General features: G+C 67.2%; 18 protein-coding genes. 11 read left to right on the plus strand and 7 right to left on the minus strand.

Going from position 1 to position 22,090, the window contains the following annotated elements; genetic code table 11:
• Positions 1 to 2: 2 nt before the first annotated feature.
• The 3 genes from INP52_RS02980 (at position 3) to INP52_RS02990 (ending at position 4,965) form a co-directional block, all read left to right on the plus strand.
• On the plus strand, positions 3 to 3,464 hold the full coding sequence (locus tag INP52_RS02980) for an FtsX-like permease family protein (RefSeq protein WP_228478397.1): 3,462 nt from the start codon (positions 3 to 5) through the stop codon (positions 3,462 to 3,464).
• Positions 3,465 to 4,075: 611 nt separating this feature from the next.
• Positions 4,076 to 4,414: a helix-turn-helix domain-containing protein gene (locus INP52_RS02985; RefSeq protein ID WP_194372278.1), complete on the plus strand. Its 339-nt coding sequence runs from the start codon at positions 4,076 to 4,078 to the stop codon at positions 4,412 to 4,414.
• Positions 4,414 to 4,965, plus strand: coding sequence for a LysR substrate-binding domain-containing protein (locus INP52_RS02990; RefSeq protein ID WP_232364363.1), 552 nt, complete (start codon positions 4,414 to 4,416; stop codon positions 4,963 to 4,965). Before INP52_RS02985 ends, INP52_RS02990 begins: the two co-directional genes overlap by 1 nt.
• Before the next feature lie 18 nt (positions 4,966 to 4,983).
• Here the strand turns inward: INP52_RS02990 and INP52_RS02995 are convergent, their stop codons facing one another.
• From INP52_RS02995 to INP52_RS03005, 3 genes are read right to left on the minus strand one after another with little or no spacing between them, the layout of a single operon-like run.
• Positions 4,984 to 5,688, minus strand: a complete 705-nt coding sequence (locus tag INP52_RS02995) for an ABC-2 transporter permease (protein ID WP_194372279.1) — start codon at positions 5,686 to 5,688, stop codon at positions 4,984 to 4,986.
• Positions 5,689 to 6,603, minus strand: coding sequence for an ABC transporter ATP-binding protein (locus INP52_RS03000; protein ID WP_194372280.1), 915 nt, complete (start codon positions 6,601 to 6,603; stop codon positions 5,689 to 5,691).
• On the minus strand, positions 6,600 to 6,980 hold the full coding sequence (locus INP52_RS03005; RefSeq protein ID WP_194372281.1) for a GntR family transcriptional regulator: 381 nt from the start codon (positions 6,978 to 6,980) through the stop codon (positions 6,600 to 6,602). The genes INP52_RS03000 and INP52_RS03005 overlap by 4 nt, the downstream gene beginning before the upstream one ends.
• A 361-nt stretch (positions 6,981 to 7,341) precedes the next feature.
• Between INP52_RS03005 and INP52_RS03010 the strand changes: the two genes are divergently transcribed.
• The 3 genes from INP52_RS03010 to INP52_RS03020 all read left to right on the plus strand — a co-directional run bounded on the left by INP52_RS03010 (position 7,342) and on the right by INP52_RS03020 (position 9,171).
• Entirely contained in the window at positions 7,342 to 7,551 is a 210-nt protein-coding gene (locus INP52_RS03010) for a helix-turn-helix transcriptional regulator (RefSeq protein WP_194372283.1), read from the plus strand.
• Between the two features lie 42 nt (positions 7,552 to 7,593).
• The gene (locus INP52_RS03015) at positions 7,594 to 8,118 is read left to right on the plus strand and encodes a nitroreductase family protein (RefSeq protein ID WP_194372285.1); all 525 of its coding nucleotides are present in this window, start codon (positions 7,594 to 7,596) and stop codon (positions 8,116 to 8,118) included.
• 90 nt (positions 8,119 to 8,208) lie between these two features.
• The gene (locus INP52_RS03020; protein WP_194372287.1) at positions 8,209 to 9,171 is read left to right on the plus strand and encodes a 3'-5' exonuclease; all 963 of its coding nucleotides are present in this window, start codon (positions 8,209 to 8,211) and stop codon (positions 9,169 to 9,171) included.
• 54 nt (positions 9,172 to 9,225) lie between these two features.
• On the opposite strand, the gene INP52_RS03025 is transcribed toward INP52_RS03020, so the two are convergent.
• Entirely contained in the window at positions 9,226 to 10,326 is a 1,101-nt protein-coding gene (locus tag INP52_RS03025) for a hypothetical protein (protein ID WP_194372289.1), read from the minus strand.
• Between the two features lie 188 nt (positions 10,327 to 10,514).
• On the opposite strand from INP52_RS03025, the gene INP52_RS03030 reads away from it, so the two are divergent.
• The 4 genes from INP52_RS03030 to INP52_RS03045 all read left to right on the plus strand — a co-directional run bounded on the left by INP52_RS03030 (position 10,515) and on the right by INP52_RS03045 (position 15,325).
• Positions 10,515 to 11,834, plus strand: a complete 1,320-nt coding sequence (locus INP52_RS03030) for a M18 family aminopeptidase (protein WP_194372291.1) — start codon at positions 10,515 to 10,517, stop codon at positions 11,832 to 11,834.
• A 135-nt stretch (positions 11,835 to 11,969) separates the two neighbouring features.
• On the plus strand, positions 11,970 to 12,209 hold the full coding sequence (locus INP52_RS03035; RefSeq protein ID WP_194372293.1) for a FeoA family protein: 240 nt from the start codon (positions 11,970 to 11,972) through the stop codon (positions 12,207 to 12,209).
• 75 nt (positions 12,210 to 12,284) lie between these two features.
• Positions 12,285 to 12,533 (plus strand): FeoA family protein, encoded by a 249-nt coding sequence (locus INP52_RS03040; RefSeq protein WP_194372295.1) that lies wholly within the window; start codon positions 12,285 to 12,287, stop codon positions 12,531 to 12,533.
• A 116-nt stretch (positions 12,534 to 12,649) separates the two neighbouring features.
• The gene (locus INP52_RS03045; protein ID WP_194372297.1) at positions 12,650 to 15,325 is read left to right on the plus strand and encodes a ferrous iron transporter B; all 2,676 of its coding nucleotides are present in this window, start codon (positions 12,650 to 12,652) and stop codon (positions 15,323 to 15,325) included.
• A 347-nt stretch (positions 15,326 to 15,672) separates the two neighbouring features.
• On the opposite strand, the gene INP52_RS03050 is transcribed toward INP52_RS03045, so the two are convergent.
• Positions 15,673 to 17,595: a heavy metal translocating P-type ATPase gene (locus INP52_RS03050; RefSeq protein ID WP_194372299.1), complete on the minus strand. Its 1,923-nt coding sequence runs from the start codon at positions 17,593 to 17,595 to the stop codon at positions 15,673 to 15,675.
• A 140-nt stretch (positions 17,596 to 17,735) separates the two neighbouring features.
• On the opposite strand from INP52_RS03050, the gene INP52_RS03055 reads away from it, so the two are divergent.
• Positions 17,736 to 18,272 carry a TetR/AcrR family transcriptional regulator gene (locus INP52_RS03055; protein ID WP_194372301.1) on the plus strand — a complete coding sequence of 179 codons (537 nt, stop codon included), beginning with the start codon at positions 17,736 to 17,738 and terminating at the stop codon, positions 18,270 to 18,272.
• A gap of 163 nt (positions 18,273 to 18,435) precedes the next feature.
• On the opposite strand, the gene INP52_RS03060 is transcribed toward INP52_RS03055, so the two are convergent.
• Both INP52_RS03060 and INP52_RS03065 read right to left on the minus strand, forming a co-directional pair.
• The gene (locus tag INP52_RS03060) at positions 18,436 to 20,172 is read right to left on the minus strand and encodes an ABC transporter ATP-binding protein (protein WP_194372303.1); all 1,737 of its coding nucleotides are present in this window, start codon (positions 20,170 to 20,172) and stop codon (positions 18,436 to 18,438) included.
• Positions 20,172 to 22,019, minus strand: a complete 1,848-nt coding sequence (locus INP52_RS03065) for an ABC transporter ATP-binding protein (protein WP_194372305.1) — start codon at positions 22,017 to 22,019, stop codon at positions 20,172 to 20,174. Before INP52_RS03065 ends, INP52_RS03060 begins: the two co-directional genes overlap by 1 nt.
• Positions 22,020 to 22,090 lie beyond the last annotated feature (71 nt).

Consider the following 22,090-nt stretch of genomic DNA (forward strand, 5'->3'; position numbering starts at 1 on the left):
GCGTGGCAGGCAGCCAGGGACAGCGCAAGACGGCGCTCGTCAAGGACTTTCGCCGCTCGATCGCCCACTCCAAGGGGCGCTTCGCGTCCATCCTCCTGCTTATGGCCCTGGGCTCGTTCGCGCTCGTGGGCCTCTTCGTGACCGGTCCCGACATGCGCGCCACGGGCGCGGCCTACTTCGCCGCGCATGACCTGGCCGACCTCACGGTCATCTCCGACTACGGCCTCACCTCAGACGACGTCGCCGCGATCGACGGGGTGACGGGCGCCTCCGCCATCGAGTACGGCTCCTTCAAGGACGTGACCGTGGACGGGACCACCCAGGCGGTGCGCGTGATGTCGGCGCCTGCGGACGTCTCACGGCTCGAGCTCGTGGGCGGCCGCATGCCCGAGACGGACGACGAGATCGCGCTCGACTCGAACCTGGCCGGCACGTTCGCCCTCGGTGACACGTTCGGCGTCACCGAGAAGGCCGACGCCCTGTCCGACGCGACGTCGCTCACGAGAAACGCGTTCACCGTGGTGGGCTACGTCGACTCGCCCGAGATCCTCTCGTTCGTGAACATGGGGCAGTCGACGGCGGGCGCGGGCTCGCTCGCGGGCTACGCCGTGGTGGACCAGGGGGTCTTTGACGCGGACGTCTACACTCTGGCCCGCCTGCGCTTCTCGGACGCCGCGGGGCTCGACCCCTACTCCGATGCCTATCGCGACGTCGTCCAGGCGCACAAGGACGAGCTCCAGGGGCTTCTCGCCGCGCGCCCCCAGGAGCGCCTCGACGAGGTCAGGGCCTCCGGGCAGCAGGAGGTCGACGACGCCCAGGCCCAGCTCGACGACGCCCAGGCCCGGCTTGACGACACGAGCGCTCAGCTGAGCGACGCCTCCGCGCAGCTGGACGACGCGGCGGCGCAGATCGCGGCCGCGAAGGAGGAGCTCGCCTCGTCTGCGTCCGCGGGGCAGGCTCAGCTCGACGCCGCGCACGAGCGCCTCGCCTCCGCCGCCGGCCAGCTCTCCTCGGCGCGCGCGCAGCTCGACGCCTCGAAGGGCCAGACCGACGAGGGAGCGCGGCAGCTCGCGGACGGTCAGGCCGAGCTCGCCTCCCAGAAGGCGGGGCTCGACGGCCAGCAGGCGTCCTTCGACCAGGCGGCCGCCGCGTATGAGCAGGGGTGGGAGTCGGTGAGCGCGGGATGGCAGGCCAGTCAGGGCGCGTGGGCCCAGCTCGACGCCGTGCGCGACCAGATTCCCGCCCAGGTGGACCACTGGCAGGCGGCCGTCGCCGCCGACCCCACGGACGACGAGGCCACCACGCAGCTCGCGGCCTGGACCCAGCGCCAAGACCAGCTCGCCCAGCTCGACGAGCTCAAGGCCAGCTACGACCAGCTCGCGGCCTTCGCCGGCTCCAGAGACGACCTTGCCCAGCAGCTGGCACAGGCCCACGCGGCCTACGACGCGGCGGCAGCCACGCTCTCCCAGAAGTCCTCCGAGCTCGCCGACGCCCGCGTGGCCTACGACGCCGGCGAGGAGACCTACGCCCAGAACTACGCCGACTACCAGGACGGCGTCACGGCCTACCAGACCGCGCTGGCCTCCTACCGCCAGCAGCTCTCAGCTGCGAGCGACCAGATCCTAGACGCCCAGTCCCAGCTCGACGCCGGACGCCGGGAGTACGAGGACAACCTCGACGCCTTCAACGAGGCCCTGCCCGACGCCCAGTCCCAGATCACCGACGCCGCCGCCGAGCTTGCCGCCGCCCGCGCGCGTCTGGAGCGCCTCACCATGCCCTCCTACGAGACGGACACGCGCCGCGAGGCGCCGGGCTCGCAGGCCTACGCGACCTATGACACCATCTCCCAGATCGTGGACTCGCTTGCCCGCGTCTTTCCCGTCCTTCTGTACCTGGTGGCCGCCCTCGTCACGCTCTCCACGATGACGCGCATGGTCGACGAGGAGCGCGTCAACTCGGGGACCCTGAAGGCGCTCGGCTACTCGGACGCGGACATCGCCAAGAAGTTCGTGCTCTACGGGGCCCTCGCCGGGGGCGCCGGCGCGGCCCTGGGCATCGTGGCCGGCCACACCCTGATGCCCTGGATCGTCTACACGGCCTACGGCCACGCCTTCACCCTGCCTCCCATCCAGCTGGGCTTCTATCCCGGCATCACCGCGATCGCCCTGGCCCTGGCGGCGGTCTGCTCGGTTTTGCCCGCCTTCGTGGCGGTCAAGCGCGAGCTCCTGGCCCGACCCGCCGAGCTCCTGCTGCCCAAGCCGCCGCGCGGGGGCTCCAAGATCTTTCTCGAGCGCCTCACGCCCGTCTGGCGGCGGATGTCGTTCACCCACAAGGTCACGGCGAGAAACCTCTTTCGCTACAAGCAGCGCATGCTCATGACCGTGCTCGGCGTGGCCGGCGCCGTGTGCATGCTCGTGGCCGGCTTCGGCGTCCAGCACTCGATCTCGAAGATGGGGACCAGGCAGTTCGACGAGCTCCTGAACTACGACATGATCGTCGCTCGTACCCCGACCGCCACGGACTCCCAGCTCACAGACGTTGACGACCTCCTGGAATCCGACGCGGTCGCGGCTCACGCGCCCGTTCGCTACGAGAGCGTCTCGCGTGAGGGCGGGGCCAACCAGGACCGCCAGGACATCACCCTGCTCGTGCCCCAAGACGACGCCGCGCTCTGCGACTACGTGCTGCTCAACGACCGCACGAGCGGGGCGACGCTCGCCCTGCCCGACGAGGGCGCCGTCATCTCGGAGCGTCTGGCGAGCCTCTTGGGGCTCCAGGTGGGAGATACCCTCGACTTCACGGCCACTGACGGGGGAGCCCGCTCGACCACGGTCGCGGGAATCACCGAGATGTACATGGGCCACTTCATGTTCATGAGCCGCGAGGCCTACGAGGCCTGCTACGGCGCGGACTTCTCGTCGAACGCGGACCTCGTGCGGCTCTGTGACGGCTCCACGACCAGCGTCGAGGACGAGTCGGCACACTTCATGGACCTCGCCGGCGTGCGCGGCGTGGTCCAGAACACGGCACTCGAGGATCAGATCAACACGGTGGTGACCTCGCTCGACATGATCATGACCGTCCTTATCGTCGTGGCCACGCTGCTGGGGATCGTCATCATGTACAACCTCACCAACCTCAACGTCTCCGAGCGCATGCGCGAGCTCTCCACGATCAAGGTCCTGGGCTTTCACACCAACGAGGCGACCATGTACATCTACCGCGAGACGATCGCGCTCACCGCGCTCGGCCTTCTGGCGGGCTACGCCTTGGGCGTGGCGCTGCACGAGTACATCCTCGTCGTGGTGCCGCCCGACGAGGTCATGTTCAACCCGGCCCTCTCGGCAATCGAGTTCGCGGTGCCGGCCGCGGTCGTTGCCGCCATCACGGTGGTGCTGTACTTCGTGGTCGTCTACCGCCTGCGGCACGTGGACATGCTCGAGGCGCTCAAGAGCGTGGAGTAGGGAAGGGCCCCGAGGGGGCCCGAGCTTGACCCCGGTGCTGTGTACGGGGGAGAATCATGCGGGACAAGAACGTGTCGGTGCGCTACCGAGAAACCCGGAGGCAACCATGGCCCTCGCGCTCGTGTCGGATCTCGTCCAGCGGGGGGAGCCGTCGTCGCTCTGGCGCCGGTAGCCCTGGGCTTTCTTGCGATGCCCCTGCTCTCGAGGGCGCTGGAGCGCAAGCGCTCAGATAGGTTGGTTCGGTTCAACCTCATTGCGGAGGTTATCTGCCTGGGTCTGACCCCGGCGGTCATGCGCAACCTCCTCTGGCGCCTCGAGGGAGGCCGAGCAAGACCCTGCTCCTGATCCTCGAGTGGGTCGTCTTTGGCTCGGCTCTCATCGTGCCCTTCAAGATTTCCGTGGGTCCAGTCCGGAGCATCTCAGAGCGTGTGTTCGTCTCTTCGATGAGCCTGTTTTACCTCATTGAGGCCTATTGGAGTATGCTTCTTCTCGTTGGGTGAGTTCCCCGCCCCGCCCCTCGGGGGCCTTCCGCATCCCCACCGTAAAACTTCATCATGGTATGAGAACATCAGGGCGTCTTGTAACCCATGCGCATGCGAGGGGCTCCGTCGTTGAACGTCAAGCAGCTCAGATACGTTCTGGCCACGCTCTCCCAGGGGAGCTTCTCCGCGGCCGCGACTCGGGAGGGCGTCTCCGTGCAGGCGGTCTCCAAGGCCGTCTCGGAGCTCGAGCGAGAGATCGGAGGCGCGCTGTTCGAGCGCGCGAGCTCGGGGGTCCACGCGACCGCGCTGGGGGAGGCCCTCGCCGCGCGCGCCCGCGCGGTCGTGAGGGGCTATGACGACCTCGCGCGCTTCGTGAGCTCCGGGGACGCGACCCAGAGGGCGCAGACCAGGTTCGCCTGGGCTTCTGTTGCCCCCGGTTCCCGGGGACCGATTGCTTCCTCGCGCTGATCAAGACAACCGCCGAGCACATCCTGAGGCAACCGGTGGACGTCTCGTTCACAACGGGGAGGACCTGCCTCGAAAACCTCAGGGCGCGCCGCCTGGACGCGCTCGTCACGATCGGTGCCCTCAGGGAGCCTGACGTCACCTGCGTCACCCTGGGGACGATGCCTCCCTACGCGCTCATGTCGGGCACGAATTCCCTCGCGCTCAAGGCGGAGCTGACGCTCGAGGACATCAACGCCTGCCCCGTGGTCTTCTCGCGCGACTTCGACCACTTCAACGAGTCGGTGTGCCGGACCTATCTCGACCGGGGCATGAGCTCCGAGCTCGTCGAGCTCACGAGCGAGCGTGAGAGCATCGACTTCTTCGAGCGCAGGGGCGGCCTCGCGCTTATCGCGGGGGGCAAGTTCGCGAGCCCCACGGGTCGGGTGGTCGCACGACCGATTGCCGAGAAGGACCGCGTGATGGTGCCCATCTGCCTTCTGTCCCTGGGCACGCTCGACGTGAGCTGCGAGGAGATCAGGGGCACCCTGGCGCAGACGAGCCTCTTCGCGTAGGAGCGTGGGGCCGCGGCCCTAGAGCTCGCGGCGCGCGTAGAGCGCCTGGGCCCCATGCATGCAGGCGAGGTAGAAGAGGGCTCCTGCGGCCACGCAGGCCATGGCGAGCAGCGCGATCGGGCCGTCTCCGGGAGCCTGTGCGCCAAGACCGGCAAGAACGTCTCCCATCCAGGGAGATCCGCCAAAGAACACCAGGTAGGGGAGAAGCAAGGCGACGCGGGCGCGCTGCATGCCCAGTGCGAACACGATCGCCATCTGCGCGGCGACGAGCACGAGGATCACGCCGGCCACCAGCGCGAGCGCGAGAAGCGTGTCCGTCGTGGGCAGGGGCATGGCGGGGACGCGTCCGCGTATCATCTCCGCGGCGCCAAGACAGATCGTCGCCGACGGCACCGCCAGGGCGAGCAGGGCGCCGTAGGAGAGGGCCACGAACGCGTAGCGGGATCGAACCACCTGCCGTGGCGTTACGGGCAGCGCGGCGAGTCGGTACGCCTCCCAGCTGTTCTGCTCGTCGGCACCAAAGAGCACGGTTAATAGGAAGTAGCTGGACATCGTGAGACAGCTAGCTGCGGAAGCGATGATGGGCAGGGAGGCGTTCTGCGAGGTGATGACCTCGGAGGTCCCCTGGGCAATGAGGACCGAGGTGGCAAGGCTGACAAGCAGGAACAGCAGGGAGCGTCGCGTGCGGACGGCGCACCAGTCGGCGTACAGCAGGGCCCTCATCTACCTCACCTCTCCCTTGATCATGAGCGCCATCACGTCGTCGATGGTCGCTCGGTCGCAGACGTAGTCGGGGTAGGCGCGAGCAAACGCCGTGCGGTCGCTTACGAGCAGCTCGAAGCTCAGGTCACGTTTGAGGACGCGTGCCTCTCCGGGGGCGGCCACGCGCCCCTCGGAGAGCACGCGCTCGAGCTCGGCCCCGCGCAGGTGGGCGATTCCCATCTCGTCGTCGATAACGTCGCGGGCGCACGAGAGCGCTACGCGTCCGCCGTCGAGCATGACCACGTAATCGGCGATTTTCTCGAGGTCGCTCGTGATGTGGCTCGAGATGAGGGCGCTTCGGCCCTCCGCCTCCATCCACACGCGGATGACGTCGAGCACCTCGTCGCGCACGATCGGGTCGAGGCCGCTCGTGGGCTCGTCCAGAACGAGCAGGTCGCTTCCCGCGGCCATGGCGCAGCAAAGCTGCAGCTTCATGCCCATGCCGCGCGAGAGCTCCTTGACGCTGCGCGACCCCTTTCCGCCCCCGGTGAGGCCCAGACGCCGGCAGAGCCCCTCGAAGACCTCTCGGTCGAAGCGGGGAAACGCAAGCGCGCTCATGTGGGCAACCTGCGCCACGGTCATGGTGGGCGGATAGGAGCAGATGGCGCCCACGTAGCCCACCCGCGCGCGCAGGGCTGCGCGCTGGGGGTCGCCGAGGGCGCAGAGGTCCTGGCCAAAGAGCTCCACGTGCCCCGCATCGACGCGGACGCTGCCCAAGAGGGCCCGCATCAAGGTGGTCTTTCCGGCGCCGTTTTGGCCCACGAGGCCCACGACGAAGCCGCGCGGTATCTCGAGCGTCACCCCCTCGAGCGAGAAGCCCGGGTAGCGCTTGGTCACGTCGACGGCGCGCAGGTCGCTTTCTGTCTCTGGTCTCATCGATCCTCCAGTTGTAGTTGTAGGTCGAGCATTTCGCGAAGCTCGTCGCCTCCGATGCCGGCGGCCCGCGCGTCGGACACGGCGCGCGCGAGCGACGCCTCCACCATGCGCAGGCGCTCCTCGCGCAGGAGCTCGACGTTGGCCTCAGAGACGAAGCACCCCTTTCCGGGGACCGTGTGGATGAGGCCCTGTGCCTCCAGGTCCTGGTAGGCGCGTTTGGTGGTGATAGCGCTGATGCGAAGCTGCGCGGCGAGGCCTCGAATCGAGGGCAGCCGCTCGCCCTCCGAGAGCGCGCCTGTCATGACGGCGGTGCGCACCTGCGTGGCGATCTGCTCGTAGATGGGCTTGTCGGACGAGTTGGAGATGATGATCTCCACGGTTCCTCCCCTCAGCTTAGTGGCGTCATATAACTGTATATATTGTACATATACGGTAGTGTCAATAGAGGGAAAAGTTTTTTCTCGCGCTCGACGCCCCGGCCCACCCCTCCAGGATTAGGGTGCATTCTTGATGCTTCTGCGAGGGAGTGGCCTCGATGCGCGACGGTGGCCCAACGCTTTTCCAGCGGGCATGTCGTTCCCGTGTCGAGAAGAACCCTTTTGTATCACGAAGTTGCCCCAGTCCGCGGAGGGGACTGCCATTCTGCGCGAGCCTGCCGCTCGGCACACAATGATGCCTGGAGCGAGAAGAGCCGTGCTATGAGGCAGGCTCGTCGAGAAGACACCCGCAGCAGCAAAGTTGCGCGCCTCGCTGGCGCAGGTGATCGTGCGCCGCCGCACGGACGCCCACATGACGCAGGAGTTCGTCGCCCACGAGCTGGGGGTCAGCCGCCAGGCGGTCTCCAAGCGGGAATGGGGCGCCTCCGAGCCGTCCACCACCAATCTCATCGCGCTCGCCCATTTCTTTGGCGTGGAGCCCGCCGACCTTCTTCGTGAGGTTGCGGTATAACGGCATCACATCCATCGCATCCATCACGTCGAGGGAGAAGCCATGAACGAGGTCATCGCTGCACTCAAGAGCCGTCGCAGCTCGCGCGCCTACACGTCTGAGGTCCCGAGCGCCGACAAGATCGACCAGGTCGTGGAGGCGGGCCTGTGGGCCGCGAGCGCCATGGGGCGGCAGGATCCCATCATTGTGGCCGTCACCAACAAGGACCTGCGCGACCGCCTCGCGGCCATGAACGCGCTCATCATGGGCTCGCCCGAGGGTGAGGACCCGTTCTACGGCGCCCCGGTCGTGCTCGTGGTCCTCGCACCCAAGAACGTGTCCACCCATGTCTACGACGGCAGCCTCGTGATGGGAAGCCTCCTGCTCGCCGCCCACGCCCTTGGCCTGGGGAGCTGCTGGATCCATCGCGCCAAGGAGGAGTTCGACGCGCCCGAGGGCAAGGCCATTCTCTCCGAGCTGGGCGTCGACGGTGACTACGAGGGCATCGGCCACTGTATCCTGGGCTATGCCGCAGACGCCCCCGAGCCCGAGCCGCGCCGTGAGGGGCGCGTGTTTCTCGCCGAGTAGGAGCGGCCGTCCGCCCGCGTTCTGCTAGCCTAGGGGATTGTCGACGCAATGGTCGGCGATCCCCTGCACGTGCGAGTGAGAGCGTGGAACATGGACCTCAGCCAAGCGATCGAGTGCGCAAACGCCTTCGTCTTCCCGGGATTTCTCACGGATGACGCGTCACTGTCCGCGGAGCGCTCCAGAAACGAGGAGGCGCTCGGGGTCCTCAGGTCCGCCTGGATGGACGCCCCGGTGGGCAAGGAGCCCTTCCCCTACGAGCTCGTGCTCGACCTCGCCGACCGCAACCGAGACATCTGCGACCGCTTCGGCACCGAGCGCCTGCGCAGCCTCTCTCCCTCGAGCCTCGCGCGCGGCCTGCCCGCCGCCGACCTCATCCGCGCGGTCGCCGTGCTCCAGCGCAGAAGCGTGGCGCAGGTCACGGCCCTGTCGGGCCCGGATGCGCGCGACCTCAACGTGGCCTGGGTGGACGCCCCGGTCTCGGGCATGGTCGTGGGCATAGACATCGAGACCACCGAGCGCGACCCGGCGCGCGGCTACATCATCAACGTTGGCCTCGAGTTCATGACGGTGGGCCCCAAGGCCAAGCCCCACGACCCCTTCGTCGGCTACTTCGGCCTGCCCGAGATGTATGCCACCAAGGGCGTGCCCCTCACGGAGATCCACCAGATCACCTGGTCTGACCTTGCGGGCAGGGTGCCCTTCCGCGAGGACAAGCAGGTCCAGAAGGCGCTTCTCGCCACGCTGTGCGCCTATCCCTTCATGGCGCACAACGCGGCCTTCGAGGACTCCTGGTTCATGCTGCACATCGACGGCTATGCGGGGGCGCGCAAGGACGGGCGCATCGTGCCCATCGACACGCGCGACGTCTGCCGCCGCGTGGACCCCGAGGTCCGCATCCTGCCGCACGAGACGCGGCCCGCCTCCCTGCAGAGCTGGGCCCAGCGGCGCGGCACGCTCAAGGCGGGGGAGTCGGAGCGGCACCTGGGCCTCGACGACGTGGAGCTCATGCTCGCCACCGTCCAGGCGGAGTTCGCCGAGAGGAACATGCTGTAGGGACTTGGTCCCGCCATCCAAGGACCCGGCTCCACGATAGCGCGCCGCTCGCCGCTAGGAGAGCTCGACCACCGCTGCGTCCTCGCGCGTGACCTGGTAGGTGACGTACTCGTTGGCGCTGTCCGCGCCGGGGGTGACCGTCGTGACCCACACTATCTCGTCGCCCGCCTCGACAAAGGCCAGGGCCGTCGCGGACGTGCGACGCGGCACCGTGGCCAGGGCCTCTATCGACGGGGTTCCGTCCTTCTGCGTCCCCGTGTTGACGAGCACCGCGAACGTCTCTCGGTCCACGAAGAACAGGTCGTCCCCGGAGCGGTCAAAGACGACCTTCTGCGAGCTGAAGTCGTGGACGAGCTGCTCATCCGTGCCGTCGGCGGCCACGCTCACCAGGCGGTTCGTGAGGGCGACGTCGTCTTGGGCCTCCACGTAGACGTGGCCGTCGGCTACCTGCCAGCTGAGCGCGCTCTTCTCGCTCGCGACCCCGTCGAGCGAGAAGACCACGAGCTCGTCGGCCCCCTCGAGCGTCACCGAGCGGATCTGGCGCACGTCGTCGAGACTGACGCCGCTGCAGTAGACGCGACCGGCCCCCACGTCCACGTAGCGCGCGTAGAAGCCTTCGGGAAGCGCGAAGTGGGTCACGAGGTCGCTCCCGTCGAGGGCGACCGAGCAGAGCTCCGAGTCCATGGACGTGCTCTCGAGCAGGCTGAAGTAGAGACGCCCCTGGGCGATGACGATCGGCAGGGGGAGCCTCGTGGACGATCCCGAGGCCCAGACCGTGCGCTTCTGCGCGCCTGCGCCCACCGTGCCCACCGCCAGGATGCTCGCGGTGGGGGCGTCGCAGAAGAGCACCTCGTCGTCGGCACACGCCAGGTAGCGCACGCCCAGGTGATTGACCTGGCCGTTGGTGTAGAGGACCTCGCGCGAGGAGTCCGCCCGGTCGCTGCGCACGATGGAGCCGGACGAGAAGGCCACGTAGTAGACGGTGTCTCCGTCGTTCACAGCGGCCTGGTGCGCGGCGCTGACGCTCCCCGCGGAAGAGTCCTGCGCAGGTGAGCCGTCCGCGACGTCACCGTCGCATCCGGAGATCCCGAACCCGGCAGCGCCCGCGAGCCCCAGGGCGCCCAGCGCGCAGGCGAGCACGCCCCGACGCGTCATGAGGGGGCCACCCCCCTGTGCACTATGCCTGCCCTGCGCCATGCGCCTCCCCTGACGTGTCGCCCCTGGTCCCAAACGAGCATTCTAGGTGAAATGGACGGGCTGCGCTCGCGGGGCCAGCCCAGGCAGCCGCCTGCCGCCTGATGGTAGTCTAGGGGCGACAAAACTCACATTCAAAGGAGCACCCCATGAAAGACGCCCAGGCAGCCGCCGGCCTCGTGGACTTTGTCCGCGCATGTCCGAGCATGTTCCACACCGCATCCACCATCCGCGCCGCCCTCGACGCGGCCGGCTTCACCTATCTTCCCGAGTCTTCGGCCTGGTCGATGGAGACTGGCGGGCGCTACTACACCGTCCGCAACAACTCGAGCGTCGTGGCCCTCAAGGTGGGCTCCGAGCTCGACGCCTATCACTTCCAGCTCGCCGCCGCGCACGGTGACTCGCCCACGTTCAAGGTCAAGGCGGTGCCCGAGCTCACGGGTCCCCAGGAGTACCTGCGCCTCGACGTGGAGGCCTACGGCGGCATGATCGACCACACCTGGCTCGACCGACCGCTCGGCATCGCCGGACGCGTTCTGGTGCGCGACGGCGCGCACGTGAGGAGCCGCCTGGTCAACATCGAGAAGGACGTGGCCCTCATCCCCAACGTGGCCATCCACCTGGGCCGCGAGGCGGGCCTCGAGCCGCATCTCAGCCGCGCCGTCGACCTCTTCCCGCTCTTCTCGGCGGGGGCGCTGCCTGCGGGCTCCTTCGACGAGATGGTGGCTGCCTCGGTGGGCGTCGACCCCGTCGACGTGCTCGCCCGCGACCTCTTCCTCGTGAACCACGAGCAGCCGCGCGTCTGGGGCTGGGCCGACGAGTTCGTCTCGGCCGGGCACCTCGACGACCTCGAGTGTGCCTACGTGGCGCTCGAAGCGTTCCTCGCGGCCGACAATCCCCACGACGTCAGCGTCTACGCCTGCTTCGACAACGAGGAGGTGGGCTCCAACACCAAGCAGGGGGCCCTCTCCACCCTTCTGCGCGACGCGCTCGCGCGCACCAACGCCGCACTGGGCCGCACGCCGGAGGAGCTGCAGCGCGCGCTTGCGGCGTCGATGCTCGTGAGCTGCGACAACGCGCATGCCCTGCACCCCAACCACCCCGAGAAGTACGACGAGGCAAACCGCTGCCGGCTCAACGGCGGGGTCGTGATCAAGGAGGCCGCCAACCAGCACTACTGCACGGACGCCTTCAGCCGTGCCGCCTTCGTGGCGATTCTCGACGCGGCGCGGGTTCCCTACCAGACCTTTGCCAACCGCTCCGACATGGCCGGCGGCGGGACCCTCGGAAACCTCTCCAACGTCCAGGCGAGCATGCACGCCGTGGACGTGGGCATGCCCCAGCTCGCCATGCACTCGGCTTACGAGACGACTGGAGCCCATGACGCGGCCCTGGGAATAGACGCGATCTCCGCCTTCTTCTCCACGAACGTCCTGATAGAGGGGGCCGACTCCATCACGCTCGCGTAAGCGTGACGTTTCCTCGACGCATCCACCAAAGTTACAGAAAGCGAACTGTTTCGTGTGGGGGGTTGCGCCGTCTCGAGTTAGGCCTATATTACTCATAGTGAACTTAGACTGCACTGACTTTTGAGGAGGCAGCATATGGCCGCAGCTGCAACGGCGCAACTTCCGCTTGCCCTGGCTGGCGAGGATGAGATCGTGTACGTTGCTCGCGTCAAGGGGGACGCCGAGCTGCGCCAGCACCTCGCCGAGCTCGGCTTCGTGGAGGGGGCCGAGGTCAGGGTGATCTCGAGCGCTCGGGGCAATGTCATCGTGAACGTCAAGGGCGCCCGCCTGGCTCTTAACCGCACGATGGCCGATCACGTGACGGTCGCGCTCTAGCGCGTTTCCGAGAGGTTTGTTAAAGGGGTTTCTGTGAGCTGCCGACGAACGTCGGCAAGGAGAGAAGGGTACGGAATGGCAACTCTGAAGGACGTGAGGGTGGGGGAGAGCTGCACGGTTGCCGCGCTGACGGGCACCGGTGCGCTCAAGCGCCGCATCATGGACATGGGCCTCACCAAGGGCACTAGCGTCTACGTGCGCAAGGTGGCCCCCCTGGGCGATCCCATCGAGCTTACGGTGCGCGGCTACGAGCTCTCGATTCGCAAGGACGAGGCCGCCAACGTCGAGGTCAGAGATGTTACCGCTGGCGAGGTCGTGGCCTAGGCCTAGTACGGGGTCGCAGAGTCTGTGTGGCCCCGTTTATTGGGCCCTACGAGTTACCTGAAGCTAACTAATGGCATCCCAACGGTAGCAATTGCATGCACAGGGAAAGGTAAGAAATGGCAGAAACGTTCATCGGCCTTGCGGGCAACCCAAACTGCGGCAAGACCACCCTCTTCAACGAGCTGACGGGCTCCAACGGCTACGTGGGCAACTGGCCCGGCGTCACCGTGGAGAAGAAGCAGGCACCCTGGCGCGTCGACAAGTCCGTCACCTTCGTCGACCTCCCCGGCATCTACTCGCTCTCCCCGTACACCCCCGAGGAGGTCGTCTCGCGCGACTACGTGGTCAACGAGCGCCCCGACGCGATCATCAACCTCGTCGACGTGACCAACCTCGAGCGCAACCTCTATCTGACGACCCAGATCCTCGAGGCCGGCCGTCCGGTCGTCGTGGGCCTCAACATGTGCGACCTGCTCAAGGAGCGCGGTGACGTCGTCGACACGGCAGCGCTGTCCTCTCGTCTCGGAGTGCCCGTGGTGGAGGTCTCGGCCCTCAAGAACGACAACCTGGACGAGCTCGTGAGGAAGGCCCTGTCCGCCGGGGCGAAGGGCGTTCCCGTTGCGGGCACGAAGTGCTTCTCACCGGAGGTCGAGAACGCGCTCGCCCGCATCGCCGCCGTCATCTCGGGAACGTGCGACGCCAGCCTCGAGCGCTGGTACTCCGTCAAGGTCTTCGAGCGCGATACCGAGGCCATCAGGCCCCTGCACCTCACCAAGGACCAGACGGCGGCCATCGAGCCCGTCATCAAGTCCGTCGAGAAGAAGCGCGGCGACGACGCCGAGTCCCTCATCACCTCCGATCGCTACGACTGGATCGCAGAGACGATGGAGGCCTGCGTCAAGAAAGCTCCCAAGAGGCTCAGCGTCTCCGAGAAGATTGACAAGGTCGTCACTAACCGCGTCTTGGGCCTGCCGATCTTTGCGGCGGTGATGTTCCTCGTGTACTTCATAGCCATTTCCAGCGTGGGCACGGCCGGCACCGACTGGGTCAACGACAACCTCTTCGCGGACGGCTTCTTCACGAACGGCGCCTCCCAGGCGACCTACGAGGCCGACCAGGAGGACTATGACGCCGGCCACTACAGCGACCAGATCGACGGGTTCGTCCTGGCCGCCGAGGCCGGGGGCGTTGACGTTGATGGCGTCTCGGACGCCGCCGCGGCCCTCGCCGAGGACCCCGAGGATGCCGAGGCCCAGGTCGTGGTCAACGACTTCGCCGCCGCAGCCGAGGCCAAGGGTGTCGTGGCCACGGACGTCGCCGTCCACGACTCCGACGGCAACTTCCTGGACACCGACGACGAGCCCATCACGAGCGTCACCGCAGATGACGAGCCCGTCCTTGCTGACGGCCAGCAGCTCCAGGTCATCGACACGGTGACGGCCGACGACTTCTCGGCTGCGGTGGCTGCGACCGAGGAGGCCCCCGACCCGGCTTCCTACGACGGCTTCGTACCCTCCATTCCCACGGCCGTCACCGGCTGGCTCGAGGCCGCTGGCGCATCGGCGATGGTCATCTCGCTCATCGTCGACGGCATCATCGGCGGCGTGGGCTCGGTGCTCGGCTTCATCCCCCAGATGTTCGTGCTCTTCGTGCTCCTGTGCTTCCTGGAGGACTGCGGCTACATGAGCCGTGTCGCCTTTGTGATGGACCGCGTGTTCCGCCGCTTCGGCCTGTCCGGCAAGTCATTCATCCCGATGCTGATCAGCTCCGGCTGCGGCGTCCCGGGGGTCCTGGCGACCAAGACCATCGAGAACGAGAAGGACCGTCGCATGACGGCCATGCTCACCACGATGATTCCCTGTGGTGCAAAGACCCCGATCATCGCCCTCGTCATGGGCGTCCTCATCGGTGGCTCCAACGCCTGGTGGGTTGCCCCGATGTTCTACTTCCTCGGCATTGCCGCGATCATAGTCTCGGCCGTCATGCTCAAGAAGACCAAGATGTTCGCCGGCGAGCCCGCCCCGTTCGTCATGGAGCTCCCCAACTACCACTTCCCGACCATCAAGTCGTGGTGGCTCCACGTCTGGGAGCGCGTCTCCGCCTACATCAAGAAGGCGGGCACGATCATCTTCGCCGCCGCCGTGGGCATCTGGTTCCTCTCCAACTTTGGTCTCGCCGGCTGGGAGGGCGGCTCCGGGGCCTTTGGCTACCTGCCGGGCATGGAGGCCGCGCCCGAGGACCTCATGGAGTACTCTATCCTCAAGGGGATTGGTTCGGGCATCGGCGTGATCTTCATCCCGCTCGGCTTTGACTCCTGGCAGGCCGCAGCCTCTTCGATCTCGGCCCTCATCGCCAAGGAGAACCTGGTCTCCACCTTTGGCGTTTTGTACGGCCTCGGTGGCGCGACCGAGAACTCGGTCTCCATGTGGCAGGGTTTCGCGGGCATGTTCACCGACGCCTCGGGTCTCATGCACATCGGTGCCATGTGCGCGTTCGTAGCCTTCAACATGCTCGACGCCCCCTGCTTTGCGGCCATCGGTACGATTCGCAGGCAGATGGACGACCCCAAGTGGTTCTGGTTCGCCATTGGTTACCAGTGCGGGTTCGCCTGGGTCGTGGGCCTGATCATCCATCAGCTCTGGGAGCTCTTCGTCCTGGGCAGCTTTGGCATGTGGACCGTCGTGGCCTTCGTGTTCTTGGCGGCCATGCTCTTCCAGCTCTTCCGCCCCACGCCCAAGTGGGACAAGAAGGATGACAAGATTCTCTCCGACCTCTCTGAGAGCGCTGCCTAGGGTCTTATCGGCAGACAGGTTTCTCCTGAGCTTGTCAGCGCGCCGCCAGTCCTTGCTGGCGGCGCGCCTTTTCTCCTAGGTTCCTCCTGCACACGGGTTTGGGCTCTTGTAAGCCTGCGCGAGGGGAGCGGTTTTGCCCCGTTGGGGGCTTGTCAGCAGTTTTTCGAGTCGCGCCAAGTATGAGGAGCCTTCTTGCCAGCAAACCTGCAGATCAGGCGCTCGCGCGGTTTCTCGCTACTCGGGGGGGGTCTGGCAAAAGCTGACGCTCCTATAGGCTGTCAAGAGGCGGTTCGTGACAAGCCCCCTTTCGGCCTGCGGCAGGCCCGGCGAGCTCCCTCATCTGCGCCTTATGCGGCGTCGCGCTCCCAGCCGAGCAGAAGCGACGAGTTCACGATCACAAGGACACTGCCGCAGTTGTGCACGAGCGCGCCCGAGATCGGGTCGAGGACGGCCAGAAACGCGAGAACGATTGCGACTGCGTTGAGCGTCATCGAGAGCGTCAGGTTGGCCTTGATGACGCGCATCATGTGGCATGAGAGCGCGACGAGGTGGGGGAGCTCCTCGATCTTGTCGCTTATCATCACGATATCGGCCGCGTCGACCGCCACGTCGCTACCGACTCCGCCCATCGCGACGCCCACGTAGGAACGGCGCAGCGCCGGCGCGTCGTTGATACCGTCCCCGACCATGCACACGAACTCACCCGCGCGCTCGCGCTCCTCGATGTAGGTGAGCTTGTCCTCCGGCCTGCAGGAGCAGGCGAACTCCTCGGTCCCGGCCTGGCTTGCGATTGCCGCTGCCGCAGCGGGGCCGTCTCCCGTCAGAAGGACGCTGCCCATGCCCTCGTGGGCGAGGTGGGCGAGCGTCGGGCGCGCGGTGGCGCGAATCGTGTCGCTGAGGGCGATGACCCCTGCGGCGTGTTTGTCGACGGAGACGTAGACGAGGGTGGCTCCATCGTGCGCGAGGGTGTCGGGGGCCGCCTCGGACCAGACGTCCTTGTCGAGCCCCTGGGCCTCCATCATCGCCTGGCTTCCCGCGAGGACCCTATGGTCCTCGAGCGTCGCCTCGACCCCGTGGCCGGGCCGCATGTGGAAGTCTTCCGGCTCCCGGACGTCGACGTGCTCCTCGGCCGCGCACGCGACGATCGCCCGTCCGAGGGGGTGCTCGCTGCGGAGCTCGGCGCCTGCGACGAGCGCGTACAGCTCATCGCGAGACAGGCCGCTAGCTGGGAGTGCCACGACGGCCGAGACGCGCGGGCGGCCCTCGGTGAGGGTGCCCGTCTTGTCAAAGACCACCTTTCTCACGAGGGCGAGCCGCTCGAGGGCCCCGCCCTCCTTGACGAGGAAGCCGTGGCGTGTCGCGTTGCCTATGGCCGCCATGACGGCGGTGGGCGTGGCGAGCACGAGGGAGCACGGGCAGAACACGACCAGGACGGTGACCGCGCGCAGGGGCTCGCTGGTCAGGAGCCAGACGGCGGCGGCGGCGCCGAGCGCCCCGACGACGATCCAGGTGGCCCAGCGGTCGGCGAGGTGCACGATCTGTGCCTTGTTGGCATCGGCGCTCTGGACGAGGCGCGCCATGCGTTGGATTGAGCCGTCCTCGCCGACCCGTGTGGCCCGGACCTCGATGACGCCGAACTGGTTGGTGGTCCCCGATGACACCTCGTCGCCCGTACTCTTGTCCTGCGGCAGGGGCTCGCCGGTCACGAGGCTCTCGTCCACGCTCGTCTGCCCCCGGAGGATGAGCCCGTCGACGGGAATGGCCTCCCCGGGCAGCACACGTACCGTTTGACCAGCGCGCACGTCGTCCGCCTCGATTGTCTGCTCCACGCCGTCCCCGTCCAGGGCACGCGCGGTGCGTGGGGTCATCTGGACGAGCCGCTCGATGCCCCGGTGCGCGCGGGCCACCGTGAGGTCCTCGAGCAGTCCGCCGAGCTGCATGATGAGGGCGACCTCGCCGGCGGCAAAGTACTGCCCGATGGCAAGAGACGAGAGGAGCGCGATCGTGACGAGCAGGTCTGCCCTGACGTCGAGCCTCGTGACAAGTGCGATCGTGGCATGCAGGGCAATGGGGACTCCGCACAGCAGGATGGCAATCCATGCGGGGTCAGGGGCCATGCGACCGCCCAGGGAGAGGCTTGCGACGAGGGCGAGGGCGGAGACGACGAGCAGGGTGACGTCCTTGCGGGTGCCGCCCAGGGCGAGAAGGCGCTCGACGTGGTCAAAGAGCGCGTCGAGGCTGGGGGGAAGCGCGTACGTGGGGTGTGCCACGGGGACTCATCTCTTCGGATTCCGATTCTGAACACTATGTTCGGTATAGGCTATGATGTTCGAAATAAGAAGAGTCAACCACGTCAAGCTGCACCATAGCGAACGCTTGCGAGAAAGTGTGCGAAAGGGGATGCAGGCTCATGGACAGACGGCAGCGCAAGACCCGTCGGGCGATCTGCGACGCGTTCGAGGACCTGCTGCGCCAGGAACGCTATGACGCGGTCACGGTCTCGCAGATCATCGAACGCGCCGACATAGGGCGCAGCACGTTCTACGCCCACTATGAGACAAAGGACGCCCTGCTCGAGAGCATGTGCGACGAGATGTTCGCCCACATATTCAAGGGGGTCAACAAGAGCTGCGAGACTCACCACGATTTGCGCACGGCCACGCTCGAGGGCAAGCTCGCCCATCTCCTCTACCATCTGCGCGACGACCATGGGGGCATTTGCGGCAAGCTGGTCGTGGAGCGCGAGCCACACTACACGGCCTCCTTCAGCGAGCAGCTTGCCGAGCTGTTCGAGAGTGACCTGCCGGTGCGCCCGAGCTCACAGCCGCGTGACTTCGTGGTTGACCTGCTCGTGAGCTCGTTTTGCGAGGCGGTCTCCTGGTGGCTGGTCAAGGACCCCGCCCGCTCGCCCGAGGAGGTGGCGTCCTGGTTTCTGCTGCCGTTCTAGGAGGGACCGCACGCCCTGCGTCCACACCCTGCTCAAGAAGACGGAGCTGTGGCAGGCGAGAAAGTCGCGTTTTGTGCCACAGCTCCGTGTTCTTGAGCGCCGGTGAAGGTGCCACGTGAAGACGTCGCAGCGGTGAAAGGCCCCCGCGGCACCGCCTGCGTACCTACAGCGCCCAGCTCGCGCTCTCGCGCTGCAGCTCGACCATGCGGGCGAACTCACCGCCCGTGGCCAGGAGCTCGCAGGGCGCGCCCTGCTCGGCCACCCTCCCGTCGACGAGGACCACGACCTTGTCGGCGCTCTCCACCGTGCGCATGCGGTGGGCGATCACGATGACGGTCTTTCCGGTCAGGAGGCGGCTCAGCGCCTTCTGGACCTGCGTCTCGTTCTCCACGTCAAGAGATGCCGTGGCCTCGTCGAGAAGGACGATCGGCGCGTCCTTGAGCAGGGCCCGGGCGATGGAGATCCTCTGGCGCTCCCCGCCGGAGAGCTTGGAGCCGTTCTCGCCAATCATGGTCTGGTAGCCGCCGGCCATGCGACCCACGAACTCGTCGCAGTTGGCGGCCGCCGCAGCGGCAAGGACCTCCTCGTCGGTGGCACCTCGCCGACCCAGACGGATGTTTCCCATCACCGTGTCGTCGAAGAGCAGCACGTCCTGGAAGACCACGGCGTAGTCGCCGAGCAGGACCTCGGGGTCTACGCCCGCCACGTCCACGCCACCCACGCGCACCTGTCCGGACGTGACGTCCCAGAAGCGCGCCGCGAGTTTGGAGCAGGTGGACTTGCCGGAGCCCGAGGGCCCCACCAGAGCCGTGACCTCGCCCTCCTTTGCGGTGAAGCTCACGCGGTCGAGGACCTTCTCGCCGCTCGCGCCCCCATAGGAGAAGCTCACGTCGTCGAAGACCACGTCATGGCCAGAGGGGTCGAACGCCTTGCCTCCTCCGGCGAGCGGCTCCTCGTAGAAGGAGCGCATGCGCGCGGAGGCCGTCTGGGCGGAGAAGAGCTCGGCGATGAGCATGAGGCACTGGTCGAAGGGGGCGTAGATGCGCGAGACCACGAGCAGGAAGCAGAAGAGCGTGATGAAGTCACAGCTCCCCTGCAAGACGAGAGCTGCGCCCACCAGGACGGTGGTCGCAAGGCTCAGGCGAAGCACGATCTGCGCGCCGTTCACGCACAGGCCGTTGGCGAGCTCGCCCTTGACGGTCGTGCGCTCCGCCGCGTCGATGTCGGAGCGGATGCCGTCGAGGTAGCGCTCCTCCTGGTTGGTGGCGCGCACCTCGCGGACGCACTCGAGGGCCTCCTGGATGTCGTCGGAGACCGCGAGGTTGCCCAGACGCGTGGCTCGGGAGAGGGGGGCGAGGAAGTGACGCGCGCCGAACAGCAGCGCGAGGCCCACCGGGCAGCTCCACAGAGACGCGAGCGCGGGACGCCAGTCGAAGGCGAAGAGCCCCACGGCGGCCACGGCCAGCGTGACGTAGGCGCCGTAGAGCTCGGGCAGCACGTGGCTGTAGGCGTGCTCGATGGTCTTGACGTCGCCCATGATGGTCTCGGTGAGGTCGGCGAGGTCGCGTCGGCCAAAGAAGGAGAGCGGCAGCTTGCGCAGGCGCTCGGCCAGGCCGATGCGCTGCCGGCCGCTCTCCACGTAGATGACCCCGTACTGGTAGTAGTACGCGTAGTACTCGGTGATGAACAGGATCACGATGAACGCAATGAGGCCCAGTGCGTACGGCGCGAGGCTCGGCAGCGCCGTCCCCTCGCTCAGGTGGGCCATGAGCTCCTGCATGAGCAGGTAGAACACGCCCACCCCGCCAAAGGTCGCAAGGTTGGAGACGGCCGTCCACACGGTGCCCAGCTTGACGTTTCGCGCGCCGTCGTCAGTGAGCCCGTACTTCTCCTTCAGCATTACGCCACCTCCCCTGAGGTACTCGAGATCTTCCAGCTCACGGCCTGCTCGTAGTCGGCCCACATCCGTGCGTAGAGCCCGCCGGCGCCCAGAAGCTCGTCGTGGGTTCCCTGCTCGGCCACTCGGCCGTGGTCGAGCACCACGATCTTGTCGGCGCGCACTACGGTGGAGAGGCGGTGGGCGATCATGAGGACCGTGCGCGGGCGTCCGTCGGCGTCCGTGGCGAGGCGCCTGAAGGCCTGCTGGATGCGCGCCTCGTTCTCGGGGTCGGCGAAGGCCGTGGCCTCGTCGAGCACCACGATCGGCGCGTTCTTGAGGACGGCGCGGGCGATCATGAGGCGCTGCACCTCGCCGCCCGAGAGGTAGACGCCGTCGGCGCCCACCACGGTGTCGATGCCGTGGGGGAGCTTCTCGACGATGTCGGCGCACCGAGCGGCCTCGAGCGCGGCCAGGACCTCGTCCTTCGAGGCGCTCGGACGCGCCGCCCGCACGTTCTCGAGGATGCTCTGCTTGAAGAGGCGGTTGGCCTGGAAGACGAAGGCCACGTGGTCCATGAGGTCGGCGGGGTCCATGGCGCGCACGTCCACGCCGCCCACGCGCACGGAGCCGGCGTCGACGTCCCAGAAGCGCGGCACGAGGGAGGCCGCCGTGGACTTGCCCCCACCCGAGGGGCCCACGAGCGCCACCGTGGCGCCGGCAGGGACCTCGAAGCTCACGTTGCTGAGCGCCGCCTGGTCGCCACCTTCGTAGGCAAACGTCACGTCGTCGAAGGAGATGGCGTTGTCGGCGAGCCTCTGCGGGTGTGCCGGCGCCTCGATGACGGGCGCCGCGAGCACCTCGCTCACGCGCGCCACGGAGTCCTGGGCCGTCTGGAGGGCGTCGGAGATGAACATCACGCGCGTCATGGCCGTCGGGACGATCGCCGAGAAGATCGCGTAGAACGCGAAGTTGGTGAGGAAGCGCGCGAAGTCAGCCTCGCCGGGCGCGAGCAGGATCACGACGGGGGCCAGAAAGGCGGCCACGCCGTTGATGACCGTGAGCGAGAGCGACTGTGGCACCTGGCACCACTTGACCGCGTAGTCCTGTGCGAGCTCCGTGAACTCCTGGATGGCGTCGTAAAAGGCCTTGAACGAATGGACCGTCTGCTGGAAGACCTTGACCACGGGAATGCCGCGCACGTACTCGGTGCCCGTCTTGTTCATCTTGACGAGGGAGCCCATGTAGCGCGACATGAAGTCCATGCCGCGCCCGCCCATCATCTTGGCGAAGCACGCGAGCGAGACGACCACGGCCGCGAGGCACGCCAGTCCGAGACGCCAGTCGAAGACGAAGAACAGCACGAGCATGCCCACGACCATGGCGACGGAGCCGGCCGTGTCGGGCAGCTTGTGAGCGAGGAGCCCCTCGGTCTCCGCGGCGCAGCCGTCCACCACGCGCCTGAGCGCGCCGGAGGCGTGGCTGTCGAAGTAGCCGAGCGAGGTGTGCATGAGGTGCTCGGTCGCTGCCTTGCGCATGTTCGAGGCGCAGCGAAACGCCGAGAGGTGCGTGCACATGAGCGCCCCGAAGTAGATGACGATCGAGAGGGCCGAGAAGCCCAGCGCCACCCAGCCGTATCCGGCGATGCTCGTCGCCTCCTCCCAGCGGGGAGCGACGGCGATGAGGTCGCGTGCCACGAGCCAGATGCAGACGTAGGGGACAAAGCTCACGAGCATGGAGACGGCCGAGAGGGCGCAGCCCAGATAGGTGAGCACGCGTCTCCTGCCCGAGAAGGCGAGCAGCTGAGCGATGGCGCTCCGCCCGTTCGGGGAGCTCGAGGCGCCCCGCCCCTCCGGCGGTTCTTTTGCCATGGGTCCTCCTTTGGCTTGTTAGTTACCATCCCCTAACTTATCATGGGGACGAGCGGGGGGAGCCAGGCCGG

Origin of the sequence: Thermophilibacter immobilis (assembly GCF_015277515.1) — a bacterium.
GTDB classification, from domain to species: domain Bacteria; phylum Actinomycetota; class Coriobacteriia; order Coriobacteriales; family Atopobiaceae; genus Thermophilibacter; species Thermophilibacter immobilis.